Annotated in this window: 15 protein-coding genes; 12 read left to right on the top strand and 3 right to left on the bottom strand. The window is 67.3% G+C overall.

Annotated elements, in window-relative coordinates; all coding sequences use genetic code 11:
* The 12 genes from cpaB to AC07YS_RS07035 all read left to right on the top strand — a co-directional run bounded on the left by cpaB (window position 1) and on the right by AC07YS_RS07035 (window position 10,058).
* Window positions 1-840, top strand: coding sequence for a Flp pilus assembly protein CpaB (gene cpaB / locus AC07YS_RS07090; RefSeq protein WP_492735040.1), 840 nt, complete (start codon window positions 1-3; stop codon window positions 838-840).
* A gap of 88 nt (window positions 841-928) precedes the next feature.
* Entirely contained in the window at window positions 929-2,392 is a 1,464-nt protein-coding gene (locus tag AC07YS_RS07085) for a type II and III secretion system protein family protein (RefSeq protein WP_370869523.1), read from the top strand.
* A gap of 11 nt (window positions 2,393-2,403) precedes the next feature.
* Window positions 2,404-2,697, top strand: coding sequence for a hypothetical protein (locus AC07YS_RS07080; RefSeq protein WP_307585245.1), 294 nt, complete (start codon window positions 2,404-2,406; stop codon window positions 2,695-2,697).
* Window positions 2,698-2,831: 134 nt separating this feature from the next.
* Window positions 2,832-3,047, top strand: coding sequence for a Flp family type IVb pilin (locus tag AC07YS_RS07075; protein WP_159271403.1), 216 nt, complete (start codon window positions 2,832-2,834; stop codon window positions 3,045-3,047).
* 109 nt (window positions 3,048-3,156) lie between these two features.
* The gene (locus AC07YS_RS07070) at window positions 3,157-3,333 is read left to right on the top strand and encodes a Flp family type IVb pilin (protein WP_159271404.1); all 177 of its coding nucleotides are present in this window, start codon (window positions 3,157-3,159) and stop codon (window positions 3,331-3,333) included.
* 45 nt (window positions 3,334-3,378) lie between these two features.
* Window positions 3,379-4,650 carry a pilus assembly protein TadG-related protein gene (locus AC07YS_RS07065; RefSeq protein ID WP_492735038.1) on the top strand — a complete coding sequence of 424 codons (1,272 nt, stop codon included), beginning with the start codon at window positions 3,379-3,381 and terminating at the stop codon, window positions 4,648-4,650.
* 5 nt (window positions 4,651-4,655) lie between these two features.
* A complete protein-coding gene (locus tag AC07YS_RS07060; protein ID WP_492684166.1) occupies window positions 4,656-5,114 on the top strand; it encodes a TadE/TadG family type IV pilus assembly protein in 459 nt (152 codons plus the stop codon).
* The gene (locus AC07YS_RS07055) at window positions 5,111-5,539 is read left to right on the top strand and encodes a TadE/TadG family type IV pilus assembly protein (RefSeq protein ID WP_159271407.1); all 429 of its coding nucleotides are present in this window, start codon (window positions 5,111-5,113) and stop codon (window positions 5,537-5,539) included. The genes AC07YS_RS07060 and AC07YS_RS07055 overlap by 4 nt, the downstream gene beginning before the upstream one ends.
* 19 nt (window positions 5,540-5,558) lie before the next feature.
* On the top strand, window positions 5,559-6,710 hold the full coding sequence (locus tag AC07YS_RS07050; RefSeq protein ID WP_495267746.1) for a CpaE/TadZ family protein: 1,152 nt from the start codon (window positions 5,559-5,561) through the stop codon (window positions 6,708-6,710).
* Window positions 6,711-6,752: 42 nt separating this feature from the next.
* Window positions 6,753-8,132, top strand: coding sequence for a TadA family conjugal transfer-associated ATPase (locus tag AC07YS_RS07045; RefSeq protein ID WP_495267745.1), 1,380 nt, complete (start codon window positions 6,753-6,755; stop codon window positions 8,130-8,132).
* A 9-nt stretch (window positions 8,133-8,141) separates the two neighbouring features.
* The gene (locus AC07YS_RS07040) at window positions 8,142-9,131 is read left to right on the top strand and encodes a type II secretion system F family protein (RefSeq protein WP_307585236.1); all 990 of its coding nucleotides are present in this window, start codon (window positions 8,142-8,144) and stop codon (window positions 9,129-9,131) included.
* A 12-nt stretch (window positions 9,132-9,143) separates the two neighbouring features.
* Window positions 9,144-10,058, top strand: coding sequence for a type II secretion system F family protein (locus AC07YS_RS07035; protein WP_159271410.1), 915 nt, complete (start codon window positions 9,144-9,146; stop codon window positions 10,056-10,058).
* Window positions 10,059-10,095: 37 nt separating this feature from the next.
* On the opposite strand, the gene AC07YS_RS07030 is transcribed toward AC07YS_RS07035, so the two are convergent.
* The 3 genes from AC07YS_RS07030 to AC07YS_RS07020 form a co-directional block, all read right to left on the bottom strand.
* On the bottom strand, window positions 10,096-10,791 hold the full coding sequence (locus AC07YS_RS07030; protein WP_070061157.1) for a response regulator: 696 nt from the start codon (window positions 10,789-10,791) through the stop codon (window positions 10,096-10,098).
* A gap of 32 nt (window positions 10,792-10,823) precedes the next feature.
* A complete protein-coding gene (locus AC07YS_RS07025; RefSeq protein ID WP_495267744.1) occupies window positions 10,824-12,512 on the bottom strand; it encodes a sensor histidine kinase in 1,689 nt (562 codons plus the stop codon).
* 347 nt (window positions 12,513-12,859) lie between these two features.
* Window positions 12,860-14,011, bottom strand: a complete 1,152-nt coding sequence (locus AC07YS_RS07020; protein ID WP_495267743.1) for a calcium:cation antiporter — start codon at window positions 14,009-14,011, stop codon at window positions 12,860-12,862.
* Window positions 14,012-14,015: the final 4 nt, after the last annotated feature.

Here is a 14,015-nt window from a genome sequence, read left to right as displayed (position 1 = left end):
ATGAAGAACATCAAGGCGATCGGGCTGATCTTTCTGGCCCTGCTGTTCGGGCTGGCGGCCGCGGTCTACGCGACCGGCTGGATCTCGCGACAAAGCGGCATCGCGTCCAACAAGGTCGTGGTGGCCGCCGTCGACATCGACCTGGGCAGCCGCGTCAATGCGCAGATGCTGTCCACGGTCGACTGGCCCAGCGGCTCGGTGCCCAACGGCTCCTTCAGCGACATCAAGGCGCTGAACGACCGCGTGGTGAAGGTCGGCGTGCTGCGCGGCGAAGCGCTCATGGAGGGCAAGCTGGCGCCGGTGGGCACGCAGGGCGGGCTGTCGGCGGTGATCGCCAGCGGCAAGCGGGCCATGACGGTGCGCGTCAACGACGTGGTCGGCGTGGCGGGCTTCGCGCTGCCGGGCAACTACGTCGACGTGATGGTCAACGCCCAGCAGGACAAAGGGCGCGGCGAAGACGCGCTGCAGATCAGCAAGACCGTGCTCGAGAAAGTGCTGGTGCTGGCGGTGGCCCAGGAGGCCAACCGCGACGACACCAAGCCGAAGGTCGTGAGCGCGGTGACGCTCGAGCTCTCACTCGAAGACTCCGAGAAGCTCGACCTGGCGCGCAGCGTGGGCACCCTGTCGCTCGTGCTGCGCAACCAGATGGACAAGACCACGGTCGCCACCCTGGGCATCACCAAGGGGCAGCTGTTCGGCGAGAAGAAGGACATCGTGCCGGTCTCCACCGCGGCAGCCCCGGCCCGCCCGCGGGTGCGGCAGGCAGGCCCCGCCACGCCGCGAGCCTCCGAGTGCGTGGAAGTGATCCAGCACGCAGGCCGCTCGCTCACCTGTTTCTGATCGTCGTCAGGAGGAACACCAAGTGCGCCCACTCACAACAACCATCGCCCGTCTGCTGGCGACCCTCGCGACAGTGGCGACCCCCGCCATGGCCGCGGAGGTTGTGGCAGCCGCCCCCACCACGGCCGCCGCCATGCCTGCGCCTGCTGCAGCTGCTGCAACGGTTGCGGCAGCACCCGCGGCCCCGGCCAGCCGGCGCTGCACCGCCATCATTCCGGACTCCGACCCGACCTACGCCGTGCTCGGCAAGTCGGTGGTCATTCCGTTGAAGGCGCGCGTGGTGCGCATCGTGGTCAGCGGCCAGCCTCAGAACCAGGCGGCCGCGCCGGTGGCGGCTCCGCAGGGTGCGGCAGCCATGGCGGCGCCCCCCCAGCCCCGCAGCGATGGCGTCGGTGACATCGAGGTCACGCTGCTGAGCCCGACCGACCTGTTCTTCCGCGGCCGCCAGGCCGGCTCGATGAACGTGGTGCTGCAAAGCGCCGACGGCACCTGCTACATCAAGGACGTGATCGTCACCATCGATCCCGGGGCGCTGCAGGCCAAGCTGGCCGAGCTGATGCCGGAAGAGCGCCGCATCCGCGTGCGCAGCGCCGAGCGCTCCATCGTGCTCACCGGCGAGATCAGCGACGCGCTGAAGCTGGACGATGTGATGAACCTGGCCGCGGCCTACGGCGCCGACGGCAAGAAGGTGGTGAACCTGCTGCGCGTGGGGACGCCCCAGCAGGTGATGCTCGAGGTGAAGATCGCCGAGGTGAGCAAGACGCTGCTCGACCGGCTGGGTTCGCGCGTGGGCTACTCGCGCACGAGCGGCGGCGGCCTGCACAACTACTCGCTGATCTCCAATTTCCTGAGCACGGGCGGCGGCCTGGTCGAGGCGCTGCGCATCGGCCGCGGCGTGGTGACCATCGACGGCCAGAAGGACGACGGTCTGGTGCGCATCCTGGCCGAGCCCAACATCATGGCCATCAGCGGCCAGCAGGCCAGCTTCCTGTCGGGCGGCAAGATCTTCATTCCGGTGGCGCAAACCGGTGGCAACGGCACCGGGAGCACCATCACGCTGGAAGAAAAGGAGTTCGGCATCGGCGTCAAGTTCATGCCGACGGTGCTCAACGGCGACCGCATCAATCTCAAGATGGTGTCGGAGGTGTCGGACCTGTCGCAGACCGGCTCGCCCTTCACCACGGTCGGGGGCGTGACGTCCGTCGTGCCTTCGCTCACGGTGCGGCGCGCCGACACCACGGTGCAGCTCAACGACGGACAGAGCTTCGTCATCGCCGGGCTCATCAAGAGCAACGCGACGGAGGCGATCAAGCGCTATCCGGGCCTGGGCGAAGTACCGGTGATGGGGGCGCTGTTCCGCAGCACCGAGTTCCAGAACGAGCAGACCGAGCTGATGTTCGTCATCACGCCGCGCCTGGTGCGCCCGCTGGCCCAGTCGCCGCGCGTGCCGACCGACAACCACGTGCTTCCCAGCCGCGCCGAGGTCTACCTCAACGGCGCCCTCGAAAGCAGCACCCCGGCCCCGGCCGCCCCGGCCAGCGAAACCCCGTGAGGAGCCCCGCCATGTTCATCCGATCGACACCCCTTTTGCTCGCATGCCTCCTGGCTGCAGGCTGCTCGAGCGTCACGCCCCACTACGACGCGCGCTTCGGCGAAGCCGTGCGCGATGCCAGAAAGAAGATGACGCTGAACCCGAACGCCGGCAAGAACGGCGACCCGGTCACAGGCATGGACGGCCGTGCGTCGCGCGAGGCGATGGTGCAGTACCAGGAGTCCTACAAGACGCCGCCGCCAGCGGTCAACGTCATCAACATCGGCGGGCAGATCGGTGGACAGGGCGCCGGCTCGGGGAAATGAAAGACCGCGATCTTGCGGACCCGTTTTGCAACAGCTTCCTCATGGAAAGGAGAACGCCACGACACGCATGACATTCGACTCCCTTGTTTTTTCAACCTGATTTTCTGTAGTCCACACCTTGAAAGGAAATAGCCATGAACAAGTTTTTCCAGACCATCGGTCAATCTGCGAGCGGCTTGCTGCGCGACGAAGAAGGCGCTCAGGTCGTCGAGTACGCACTGATCATCGCGGTCGTTTCGATCGCACTGGTTGTCGCGTTGAAGGGACTCACGTCCAACGGTGGCAGCTTCGGGACCTTCATCAGTCGGGTCGCACTTTGCCTGACCTCGACGAACGGCGGCTGCGTCTGAAGCGTGTTGGGAGGGCGGAAGAAGGCGGGCTTTTCCTCGAGGCACGCTTTCTTCCGCAATTCCCGATGCCTTGCGCGACTTCCCAGCACAACGAAACGAGGTCATCACCATGTTCAAGTCATTGCTGACAGACGAGGACGGCGCCCAGGTGGTCGAGTACGCCTTGATCATTGCCGTCATTTCCATCGCGCTGGTGATCGCGCTGCAACCGGGGACGCTCACGGCGAGCATCGACGCCGTGCTCACCCGCGTGGCCGATTGCTTCGCCGGAAACAATTGCGTGTGACGCGCCCGTTGTCCTCTTTTTCATCGTCCAGACCGAGGTCCGATCATGAAAGCCCGCCGCTCCCCCCGCCGCCAGCGTGGCGCGATGATCATCACGGCCGCGCTGTTCCTGCTGTTCCTGCTCGGCTTCATGGGCATCGCACTCGACTTCGGCCGCCTCTTCGTCGCTCGCACCGAACTGCAGACAGCGGTGGACAGCTGTGCGCTGGCCGCCGCGGCTGAGCTCAACGGAGAGAGCACGGCCATCAACCGGGCGCGCAGCTCGGGACAGACCGCCGGCAACGCCAACAACGTGAACCTGCAGTCGGCCACCTGGAGCGGTCAAGGCAAGCTCACCACGGCCGATATCACGTTCCGAGACGCGTCCTACGCGGCCACCACCGCGTCCGCCAATGCACGCTATGCGCAGTGCACCCACACCCAACCCAACATCAAGATGTGGCTGATGCAGGCCGTGGGCGCCTTCTCGGGCGATACCGTCGGCAACCCCGCGACGCGCAGTGTGGCGGCGAGCGCAGTCGCCACCCGCGCGAGCGCACAGACCGCATGCCCCATTCCGGTCGCAGCGAAGCCGAAGCCGGGCGGCACGGCGCCGAACTACGGTTTTGCCGTCGGCGAATGGGTGACGCTCATCATGGCGCAGAACGCGGCCACGGGCGGCCAGATCGGCTGGGCCAACCTCGACGGCAGCAACAGCGCCTCGGAAACCGAAGCCGAGCTCAACGGCCGCTGTGGCGCCAAGGTGGGCGACACGGTCGGCACCCCCGGCGTGCAGACCTCGGTGGCCGACACCTGGAACTACCGCTTCGGCATCTACAAGAACAGCGGCGATCCGAGTGTGAATCGGCCCGACTACACCGGCTATGCCTACACCTCGCTCAACTGGCCCGCGCAGTTCAATGCCTATGCCGGCGCGCCGGGCGGTGGCGCAGACCCGACCGCCCAGAACTTCGTGACCAAGCGAGCCGCTTTCGCGTCCTGCGCCGACACCGGCACCAAGGTGAAGGGCGCGGACAGCTGCGAGTCGATCACCGGGCTGTCGCTCAACAGTTTCCAGAAGCTGGCCACGCCAGGCAACGTGGCCGGAGGCCACATGCAGTACGGCATGGACCGTCGCTTCGTCACGGTGCCGGTCATCGACGGCGGCAACCACGTGATCGACTACCTCTGCATGCTGATGCTGCAGCCGCTGAGCATTCCGATGACCGACACGCAACTGGAATTCCTCGGCAATGCGGGAGCCGCCGGCAGCCCTTGCACCACGAGCGGGCTGGCCGGTGGATCGGCAGGCCCGTTGGTTCCGGTCCTGGTGAGGTGAACATCATGAAAAAGTCCCATCGCACCCAGCATGGCGCCGCGCTGATCGAGCTGGCGCTCATCACGCCGCTGCTGCTGCTGCTGACCTTCATCACCACAGAGTTCGGGCGTGCCATGTACGAATACAACACGGTCACCAAGTCGGCCCGTGACGCGGTGCGCTATCTCTCGGTCCAGACGCCCGGCACGAACATCACCCAGGCGCGCAACCTAGTCGTGTACGGCAACACCGCCGGCACCGGCGCGCCGTTGGCGCGCGGCCTGAGCCTGGCGAACGTGCCGGCCGCCAACTGCTGCACCTGGCAATCGGCGGGGGCGGACCCGATCATCAACACGGTCACGGTGCGCATCACCGGCTACACCTTCCACTCGCTGTTTCCATCGGTGTTCGGCGTGAATTTCGCCGACGCCAACGGCAACATCGTCTTCAGCGACATCGCCGCCACCATGAGGGCGCCATCATGAAACACCACGCCAAGGGCGCGACCACTCTCGAGTTCGCGCTGGGTCTGCTGATCTTCCTGATGCTGGTGTTGGGCATCGTGGACTTCTCCCGAATGCTGTTCACCTGGAACGCTGCCAACGAGGCGACGCGCGCCGGCGCGCGCTATGCGGTGGTGTGCGACGACACCACGCAGCAGGCCCTCGTGCTCGCCAGGATGCGGGCCTTGTTGCCGCAGGTGCAGACAGTGAGCGTGGCCTGGGTTCCCTCGGGTTGCACGGCGAGCACCTGCCAGGGTGTCACCGTGAGCATCACCGGCCTCAACTACCAATGGATCTCCCCGATCGTGGGGGCCGCCGCGCCGCTCATCCCGATGCCGGGGTTCTCCACCTTCCTGCCCCGCGAGGTCATGCGGCAAGACCCGCACAGCGCGGCCATTTGTTCCTAGCAGCACACCGGACACGACCATGAAGATCGCCATCGTTTCCCCCAATCCGAACCACCTGCAGGACATGCGCAAGGTGCTGGAGCCGCGCGGCCATGCCGTGTCGCTCTTCGAAGGCGGCAAGAGCCGGATGCAGGCGGTCGTCGACAAGGTCGCACCCGACCTGCTGCTGGTCGACGGCATGTGCTGCGACCCGCAGGAGCTCTCGCTGGTGGAGGCCCTGACCTTGCGGCATCCGGCGGTGGCGGTGGTGCTGCTGTGCGCGATGCAGACGCCCGAGTTCCTGATCCACGCGATGCGCGCGGGCGTGCGCGAGGTGCTGCCGTCGCCCGCCGACACCGTCGCACTCGAGGCCGCCGTCGATCGCATCGCGCTCAAAATGGCCGGTTCGCAGGCGCGCAGCCCTGGGCGGGTGGTGGCGTTCATGCCCTGCAAGGGCGGCAGCGGCGCGACCTTTCTCGCGACCAACATCGCGCACCAGCTGTCGCGCGAGCGCTCGGTGCTGCTGATCGACCTGAACCTGCAGTTCGGCGATGCGCTGTCGTATGTGAGCGACCTGCGCCCGACCGCGACGATGGCCGACGTGGCGCGCGACATCGGGCGCCTCGACGCCTCGCTGCTCGCAGCGAGCGTGGTGCGCGTGTCGCCGACCTACAGCATCCTGCCCGCGCCGGAGGATCTGGCGCGCGCAATGGACGTCAAGGCCGAGCACATCGACGCCATCCTGCAGGTGGCACTTGCACAGTACGACTTCGTGATCTTCGACCTCGGCCCGCGCATCGACACGCTCACGCTGCGCGTGCTCGACCGCGCGGAGCGCATCTTTCCCGTGATGCAGACCAGCCTGCCGCACATCCGCAACGTGACGCGCCTGATGCAGGTGTTCAAGTCGCTCGGCTACGCGGCCGGCAAGGTCGAACTGCTGGTGAACCGCAGCACCGGCGGCGGCGAGATCGGCCTGTCGGACATGCGCCGGTCGCTGCCCGGCGCGACATTCACGACGGTGCCGGACGGCGGCAAGGATGTCGATGCGTCCATCAACCGCGGCGTGCCGCTGGCGGAGATGTCGCGCGGCAGCGCACTCGCCAAGCGCCTCGACGAGATCGCCCACACGCTCAGCCCGCGGCCGGAGGCGACGCCCGGCTTCATGGGGCGGCTGTTCCGCCGTGCCTGAGACAGGGCGGATTCCCATCAATACCCAGGCGGAGGTGCCAACATGTCATTCAGGGACCAACTCAATGCGATCGACAGCGATGCGGGCGCGCGGCCGGCGGGGCCAGCAGGGCCGGTCCTCGAGCTGACCACGTCGCCTTTCGCCTCGGACACCTACAAGCTGCTGAAGGAGCGCATGCACCTGAAGCTGCTGGATCGCTTCGACCTGGCGGCGCTCGAAACCCTCCAGCCAGACGCCCTGCGGCAGGAAATTTCGACCATGGTCGGGCGGCTGCTGCAGGAAGAGCCCGAGGCGCTCAACGACATCGAGCGGCGCACGCTGATCCGCGACATCCAGCACGAGATGCTGGGCTTCGGCCCCATTGAGCTGCTGATGGCCGACCCGACTGTGTCGGACATCCTGGTCAACTCGCCCACCAGCATCTACGTGGAGCGGCGGGGCCGGCTGGAGCTGACCAACGTGAGCTTCACCGACGAGAAGCACCTGCTGCGGATCATCGACAAGATCGTCTCGCTGGTCGGGCGCCGCATCGACGAGTCCAGCCCGATGGTCGATGCGCGGCTGCCCGACGGTTCACGGGTCAACGCCGTCATTGCGCCGGTGGCGCTGGACGGGCCGATGATGTCGATCCGCCGTTTCGCGAAGATCCCGCTGCGCATGAACAACCTCGTGAACGATCTCAAGTCGCTCACGCCGCCGATGGCGCAGATGCTCGAAGGCCTGGCCCAGGCCAAGGTCAACATGCTGATCTCGGGCGGCACCGGGGCAGGGAAGACCACGCTGCTGAACATTCTCTCGGGCTTCATTCCGGAGTCCGAACGCATCATCACCATCGAGGATGCGGCCGAACTCCAGCTGCAGCAGCCGCACGTTGCGCGCATGGAGACGCGGCCGACGAACATCGAAGGCAAGGGCGAGATCACGCAGCGTGCGCTGGTGCGCAATGCGCTGCGCATGCGGCCCGACCGCATCGTGATTGGCGAGGTGCGCGGCGCCGAGGCGGTCGACATGCTGCAGGCCATGAACACCGGCCACGAAGGCTCGCTCACCACCATCCACGCCAACTCGCCGCGCGATGCGCTGGCCCGGCTGGAAAACATGATCGGCATGGCCAACCTGAACCTGCCCCACCGCACCGTGCGCCAGCAGATCGCCTCGGCGATCACGGTGGTGGTCCAGGTGCTGCGGCTGATCGACGGGCGGCGCAAGGTCACCAGCATCCAGGAGATCACCGGCATGGAGGGCGAGATCGTCACCATGCAGGAGATCTTCACCTTCCACCAGACGGGCATGGGTCCCGACGGTCAGGTGCGCGGCCATTTCCACGCGACCGGTGTCCGGCCGAAGTTCATGGAGCGGCTGCATGCGTACGGCGTGCTGCTGCCCGACACCATCTTCGATCCCGAAAAGCACTACGAATAGGAGCGCGCCATGTTCGACAACCTGGGTGGTGACACGCTGATCACGGTCGCGGTGCTGGTCTTCGTGACCGCGCTGCTCATGATCGAGGGGTTCTACCTGCTGTGGCGGTCCTACAAGGGGCCCGACGCACGCAAGATCGAGAAGCGACTGCAGGCGATGTCCGCCGCGGTCGACCGCACGCCGCAGGCCCATCTCGCGAAGGAGCGCATGCTCAGCGACGTACCCTGGATGCAGCGCCAGTTGCTGGCGCTGCCGCGCGCGCACCGGCTGGACCGTTTCATCTTGCAGGCGGGGCTGGACTGGACGGTGTCGAGCTTCCTGCTGGCCTGCGGTGTGCTTGGTGTGTTCGCGTTCTGCGCCGTGTGGTTGGCGCACCAGCCCGTGTGGCTGGCGCTGCTGGCCGGGGCCGTGGCGGCAGTGCTTCCGGTCCTGTACCTGCAGCATCAGCGCAGCCAGCGGCTGGAGCGCCTCGAAAAGCAGCTGCCGGACGCGCTGGACCTGGTGACGCGCGCCCTGCGCGCGGGCCATTCCTTTGCCAGCGGCGTGCAGATGATCGGCGAGGAAATGCCTGAGCCGATCGCCAGCGAGTTCCGCCTGGTGGCCGACGAGGTGAATTTCGGCGTCTCGCTGCAGCAGGCGCTGACCAACCTCAGCGAGCGCGTGCCGCTCACCGACCTGCGCTACTTCGTGGTGTCGGTGCTGATCCAGCGCGACTCGGGCGGCAACCTGACCGAGGTGCTGGGCAACCTGAGCCGGCTCATCCGGGAGCGCTTCAAGCTGCTCGCGCGGGTGCGGGTGCTGTCGTCCGAGGGGCGGCTGTCGGCCTGGATCCTGGGCGTCATGCCGTTCGCCCTGGCGGCGCTCATGAACATCTTCAATCCCGAATTCATGGCGCCACTGTGGACCGACCCGATCGGCCAGACGGTGCTGCAATACATGCTGGTGCTGATGCTGGTGGGCATCGTGCTCCTGCGCAAGATCGTGAAGATCCACGTCTGAAGGAGAAGCGCCATGGCCATGCTGTTTCCCATCCTGGTGTTCCTGTCCGTGTCGCTGGCCGTTATCGGCCTGGCGGTGTGGTTGTCCCCGACGCGCGCCGCGCAGCGGCTGCAGGCGGTGGCGCAGCCGGCCGGCAAGTCGTCCTGGACCGAGACCGCCGTCAAGCTGGTCGGTCCGTTCGCGCAGCTGTCGTCGCCGACCGGCGACGCCGATCTGTCGCCGCTGCGCGTGCGTTTCCTGAACGCCGGCATCCGCCACCCGGATGCGTACCTCCTCTATTTCGGCCTGAAGACGCTGCTGCCGCTGGGCTTCGCGGCGCTCGCGTTCCTCGTGCTGCGCGCGGCAGGGTCGGAGGGTGGCATGACGATGCTGCTGTGGCTCGCGCTGGCGGCGCTGGCGGGCTGCTACCTGCCCAACCTGGTGCTGCGCCTGCGTATCCGCGCGCGGCGTCGCGAGATCTTCGAGAACTTTCCCGATGCCGCCGACCTCATGCTGGTGTGCGTGGAGGCGGGGCTCGGGCTGGACGCCGGGCTGGCGAAGGTCACCGAGGAAATCCAGATCAAGAGCCAGGCGCTCGCGCAGGAGCTGCACTGGACCAACCTGGAAATGCGCGCCGGCGGCACGCGCGAGAAGTCGCTGCGCAACCTGGCGCTGCGCACCGGCGTGGAAGAGATAGGCACCTTCGCCACCATGCTGACCCAGGCGGACCGCTTCGGCACCAGCATCGGGGAGTCGCTGCGCGTGTTCTCGGACGACCTGCGCCACAAGCGCCAGGTGCGCGCCGAGGAGCTGGCGGCGAAGGTGCCGACCAAGATGCTGCTGCCGCTGGTGCTGTGCATCTTCCCGTGCATCTCGCTCGTGATCCTCACGCCGGCGGCGATCCGCGTGATCCGGATGATCGGGCCGATGCTGGCCGGGCAGCTGTGAGAGGGCGCGCAAGCGGCGCGCCGCTGCAGCGGACGGATCAGGACGCCAGCGCGTCGAGCTGGTGCTTGATCGCGTAGATGTACAGCTCGAGCCGGTTCGTGACGCCCAGCTTCTGGTAGATCGCGCACAGGTGGTTGCGCAGCGTGTGCTCGGTGACGAAGGCACGCTCGGCGAGCGCCTTGTTGGAAGCGCCGCAGCCCGTCGCGACGATGCGGATGATCTCGCGCTCCTTGTGCGTCAGCGTGGCCTGGCGCGCCGTGTCGGGGTCGGCCTTCGGCGGCTTCCTGGCCGACGTGAGTTCGGAGAAGACGCGGCCCATGGTCTGCGCGTCGACGCACAGCTCGCCACGGAACACGCGCTCGATGGCGTCGAGCAGCTGCTGCGCCGAGGCGTCCTTGCCCACCACGCCGCGCGCGCCGCGCAGTATGGCCAGGTCGAGCGTGCGCTGCTCTTTCTCGGCCGTCAGCACCATCACGCGCGACACCTCGTTGGTCAGCAGCCGGGGCAGGATGTCCAGCGCGCTGTGGCCGTCCAGGTCGAGGTCGAGCACGATGACGTCGGGGGCGAGGCTTTGCGCCGTGGCCACCGCCTCGTCGCAACAGCTGGCCGTGCCGACCACCTTCATGCGCGGCTGCTCGCCGTCGATCAGCTTCGACAGGCCCCACAGCATGGTCTTGTGGTCGTCCACGAGCAGCACGGCAATGGGATGGTCGGGATGGTCGAGGGTTTGCATGACGGACTCCTTCCTGTGTCTGCGGCGGGTGGTCAGATCGGGATTTCGATCCGTACCGCCGTGCCGCCGTTTGCGCATCGGTCGACATGCGCCTGGCCGCCCAGGGCCGCGGCGCGCTCGGTGAGAGAGCGGGGGTGGAAGGCGGTGAAGCTTTCCTGGCAGGCGTCGTTCTCGATGCACAACGCCAGCTGGCCGTTCTTGCAATCGATGCGCACGCTGCCGTGGCGCGCATGGGTGTGCTTGCAGATGTTGTTCAGCCCTTCGCTGACCATCTGCAGCAGCTCCGCGGTCACGCGGTCGTCCAGGTGCAGCGGGCCGTCGACGGCCATCACGATGTCGATGTCGATGCCGTACAGGCCCTTGATCCGCGCGGCCTGGCGCTCCAGGTGGGGCCGCACCAGCCCGCCGGGGTCGTCGTTCGCACCGTGCCTGACTTCGCCGGCGTAGCGGCGCAGGTCGGCGATCACGCCGTCGGCCACGTCCGCGAGCTTGTCCAGGTCTTCGCGCAGCGGGTTGTCGGCAGCGGCCCGCTTGCGCAGCGCGCACAGGCCCATGCGCAGGCCGATGTAGGGCTGGATGGCGGTGTCGTGCAGGTCGAGCGCGATCTTCAGGCGCTCCGTCGACGCGGCTTCGGAGGCCATGCGATCGAGCACCTCGATGGTCTCGATGACCGGGAAGATCTGTTCCATGAGGTGGGCAAGAAACAGCGCGTCGGACTTGCCCAGCCGTCCGTCGCGCGACGAGATGAACACCCGGCCTTCGCCCAGGCGCATCGGCAGCGGCGCGCTGATGAAGGCCCGCGCCTCCAGCAGGGCGGCGATGGTGGTGCAGTGCGCAGCGCCTGCTTCGTCGGCGCTGCGCCAGGCGGTGGCGCCCGCTTCGAAGACACGGTGCTGCGCGCGCAGGTGGTTCAGCGGCCAGGGCAGGCGGTTGCTGAGCACGACGCTGTCGGCCGTCAGGGCCATGAGCGGCGATTCCGCGAGGCGGCCGATGGTTTCGATGCTCACCTGCTCGCAGGTGTCGTCCTCGCGCAGCGTGCGCAGCAGCCAGGTGCCGGTGGCGCGGTCGCGCGTCAGCAGGATGCAATGGCTGGCCCTGAAGAAGGCCAGCGTGCGCTCCATCGTGCGGGCGATGGTGCGTCCGGCGCCGAAGCGCGGGTTCGACAGCTGGCTCACTTCGCCCAGGAGGGCAAGGCGCCGTTGCAGCGCCAGCTTGGAGCCGCCCCAGTACACGATCATGTGCCCGAGCGCCAGCAGGAAGGCGGTGCGCATCAGCAGCTGCGGCGTGTCGTCCGTGCCCGTGGCCAGGCCGCAGGCGGCGAACGAGGCGACCGATGCGATCGTCACGCGGGCACCTTCCTCGAAGCCCCAGCGGAACGACGAGGTGAGGATGGCGAAGAAGTAGAAAAGGAAGAACAGGCTGTGGGTGCCGTCGGTCACCGCCATGATCAGCGTGAACCACAGCACGTCGGACCAGTGGATGGTTCGGCCCTGGAAGTAGGGCCGCCCCATCGCCGTGCAGACGTGGATCAGCAGGCTGTGAAGGATGTAACCGAAGAAGGCCAGCCAGACCGCTGCGGGGACCTGCTGCCGGCTATCGGCGGCGTCGACCGTGATCGCCAGCAGGGCCGAGATCGACAGCACGAGCCGCATGCGTCCCACCATGAGCGCATCCGCCGCCAGGCTGGCGTCGAGGCTGGGGGCGGAGCCGTGCGCTCGCATGGGGATGCATCCGGTGCATGGACCATGTCAGGCACCGCGGGAGATCGCGGTACGGACGGGAGCGCTCGGCAGTGACAGTTTGGAATACATTTTTCTTGCCAGAGACCACAACGTGTGACGAGTTCACATTACTACTTTGGTGTTCAGATGCAATTGAAATCTCGTTCCATTAACCTTTGGTAACTATATTTGCATTGGATTGCATGCGGATAAATGAGGCCGCTGCACAGGGCGGCGAGAGGGCGCGGCGCCGGTTGGGGAGGCCCCGGAGAGGGTGAGGTACCTCAACGGGGCGTCCGCCTGCCTTTGCGAAGGCGCAGGCCGCGGGGTAACCCGGTTGCGCGGCCTCAGGGCAGGAACAGCAGCATCCCGTACACCGCAAACAGCATCAGGTGCATGAGCCCCTGGATCGGCGAGGTGCGCTGCCCGTTGAAGCTCAGCAGGCTCAGCACCGCCGTCACCGCGAACAGCAGGGTTTCGGCGCCCGAGATGCCCATGAGCACCTGCTTGCCCGTGACCAGCCCGATGACCAGCACGGCAGGCACCGTGAGCCCGACGGTGGAGACGAAGGCGCCCAGGCACAGGTTGATGGCGCGCTGCATCTCGTTGTTCATCGCGGCGCGCACGGCGGTGATCGACTCGGGCGTGAACACGATGATGGCGATGAGCACGCCGCCCACCGCCGCGGGCGCGCCAGCCGCGGCAATGCCGTAGTCGGTGACCACCGCGAGGTAGTGCGCGAGCAGCACGATGGGCAGGATCATCGCGAGCAACAGCAGCGAGCGAACGACCACGGCGCGCTTGTCCAGGGCGCCGTGACTGGCCTGTACCGCAGGCGAGGGCGCGGTCACCCGCACCGACATCCGCCCCGGCGCCGGCTGGATGAAGAAGCGCTGGTGGCTGCGCATCTGCATCCAGAGAAAGGCGCCGTACAGCACGGCGGTGAGCACCGACATGCCGATCGCCTGCACCGGCGTGAACTCGCCCGTGCCCGAGGTGTGGTTGGGCAGCACCAGCGCCGTGCCGGTCAGCAGCACGATCATCGACAGGTAGGCGCCGGCGCCCTGCGCGTTGTATTCCTGGTCGCCGTGGCGGGCCGCGCCCGCGATCAGGCAGATGCCGATGACGAGGTTCAGGATGATCATCATCACGGCGAAGATCGAGTCGCGCCCGATGGTCGGAAACTCGCCCGGGCCCAGCAGCACCGAGGCGATGAGGATCACCTCGATCGACACGATCGAGAGCGTCAGGATCAGCGTGCCGTACGGCTCGCCCAGCTGGTGCGCCAGGTGGTCCGCCTCGTGCACCACGCCGAACGAGGCGGCCAGGATGGTGACGAACAGCGCCAGGAAGACGCAGCCGGCTACCACGGGGCTGATCGGCGCGGCCAGCCAGCGGTCGCCGAAGGCGACGAAGAGCCCGACCACGAGCCAGGCGGCGGCGATCAGGGCCCAGGTGGCGGGCGGCACGAGGCGGGCGGGGGAGGGTGTGGTTGTCAAGGGC

The sequence above is a fragment of the Variovorax sp. GW458-11-26-14-LB1 genome (assembly GCF_059423965.1).
Note: the sequence above shows the minus strand (reverse complement) of the source record. Positions and strands in the feature narration are given on the sequence as shown.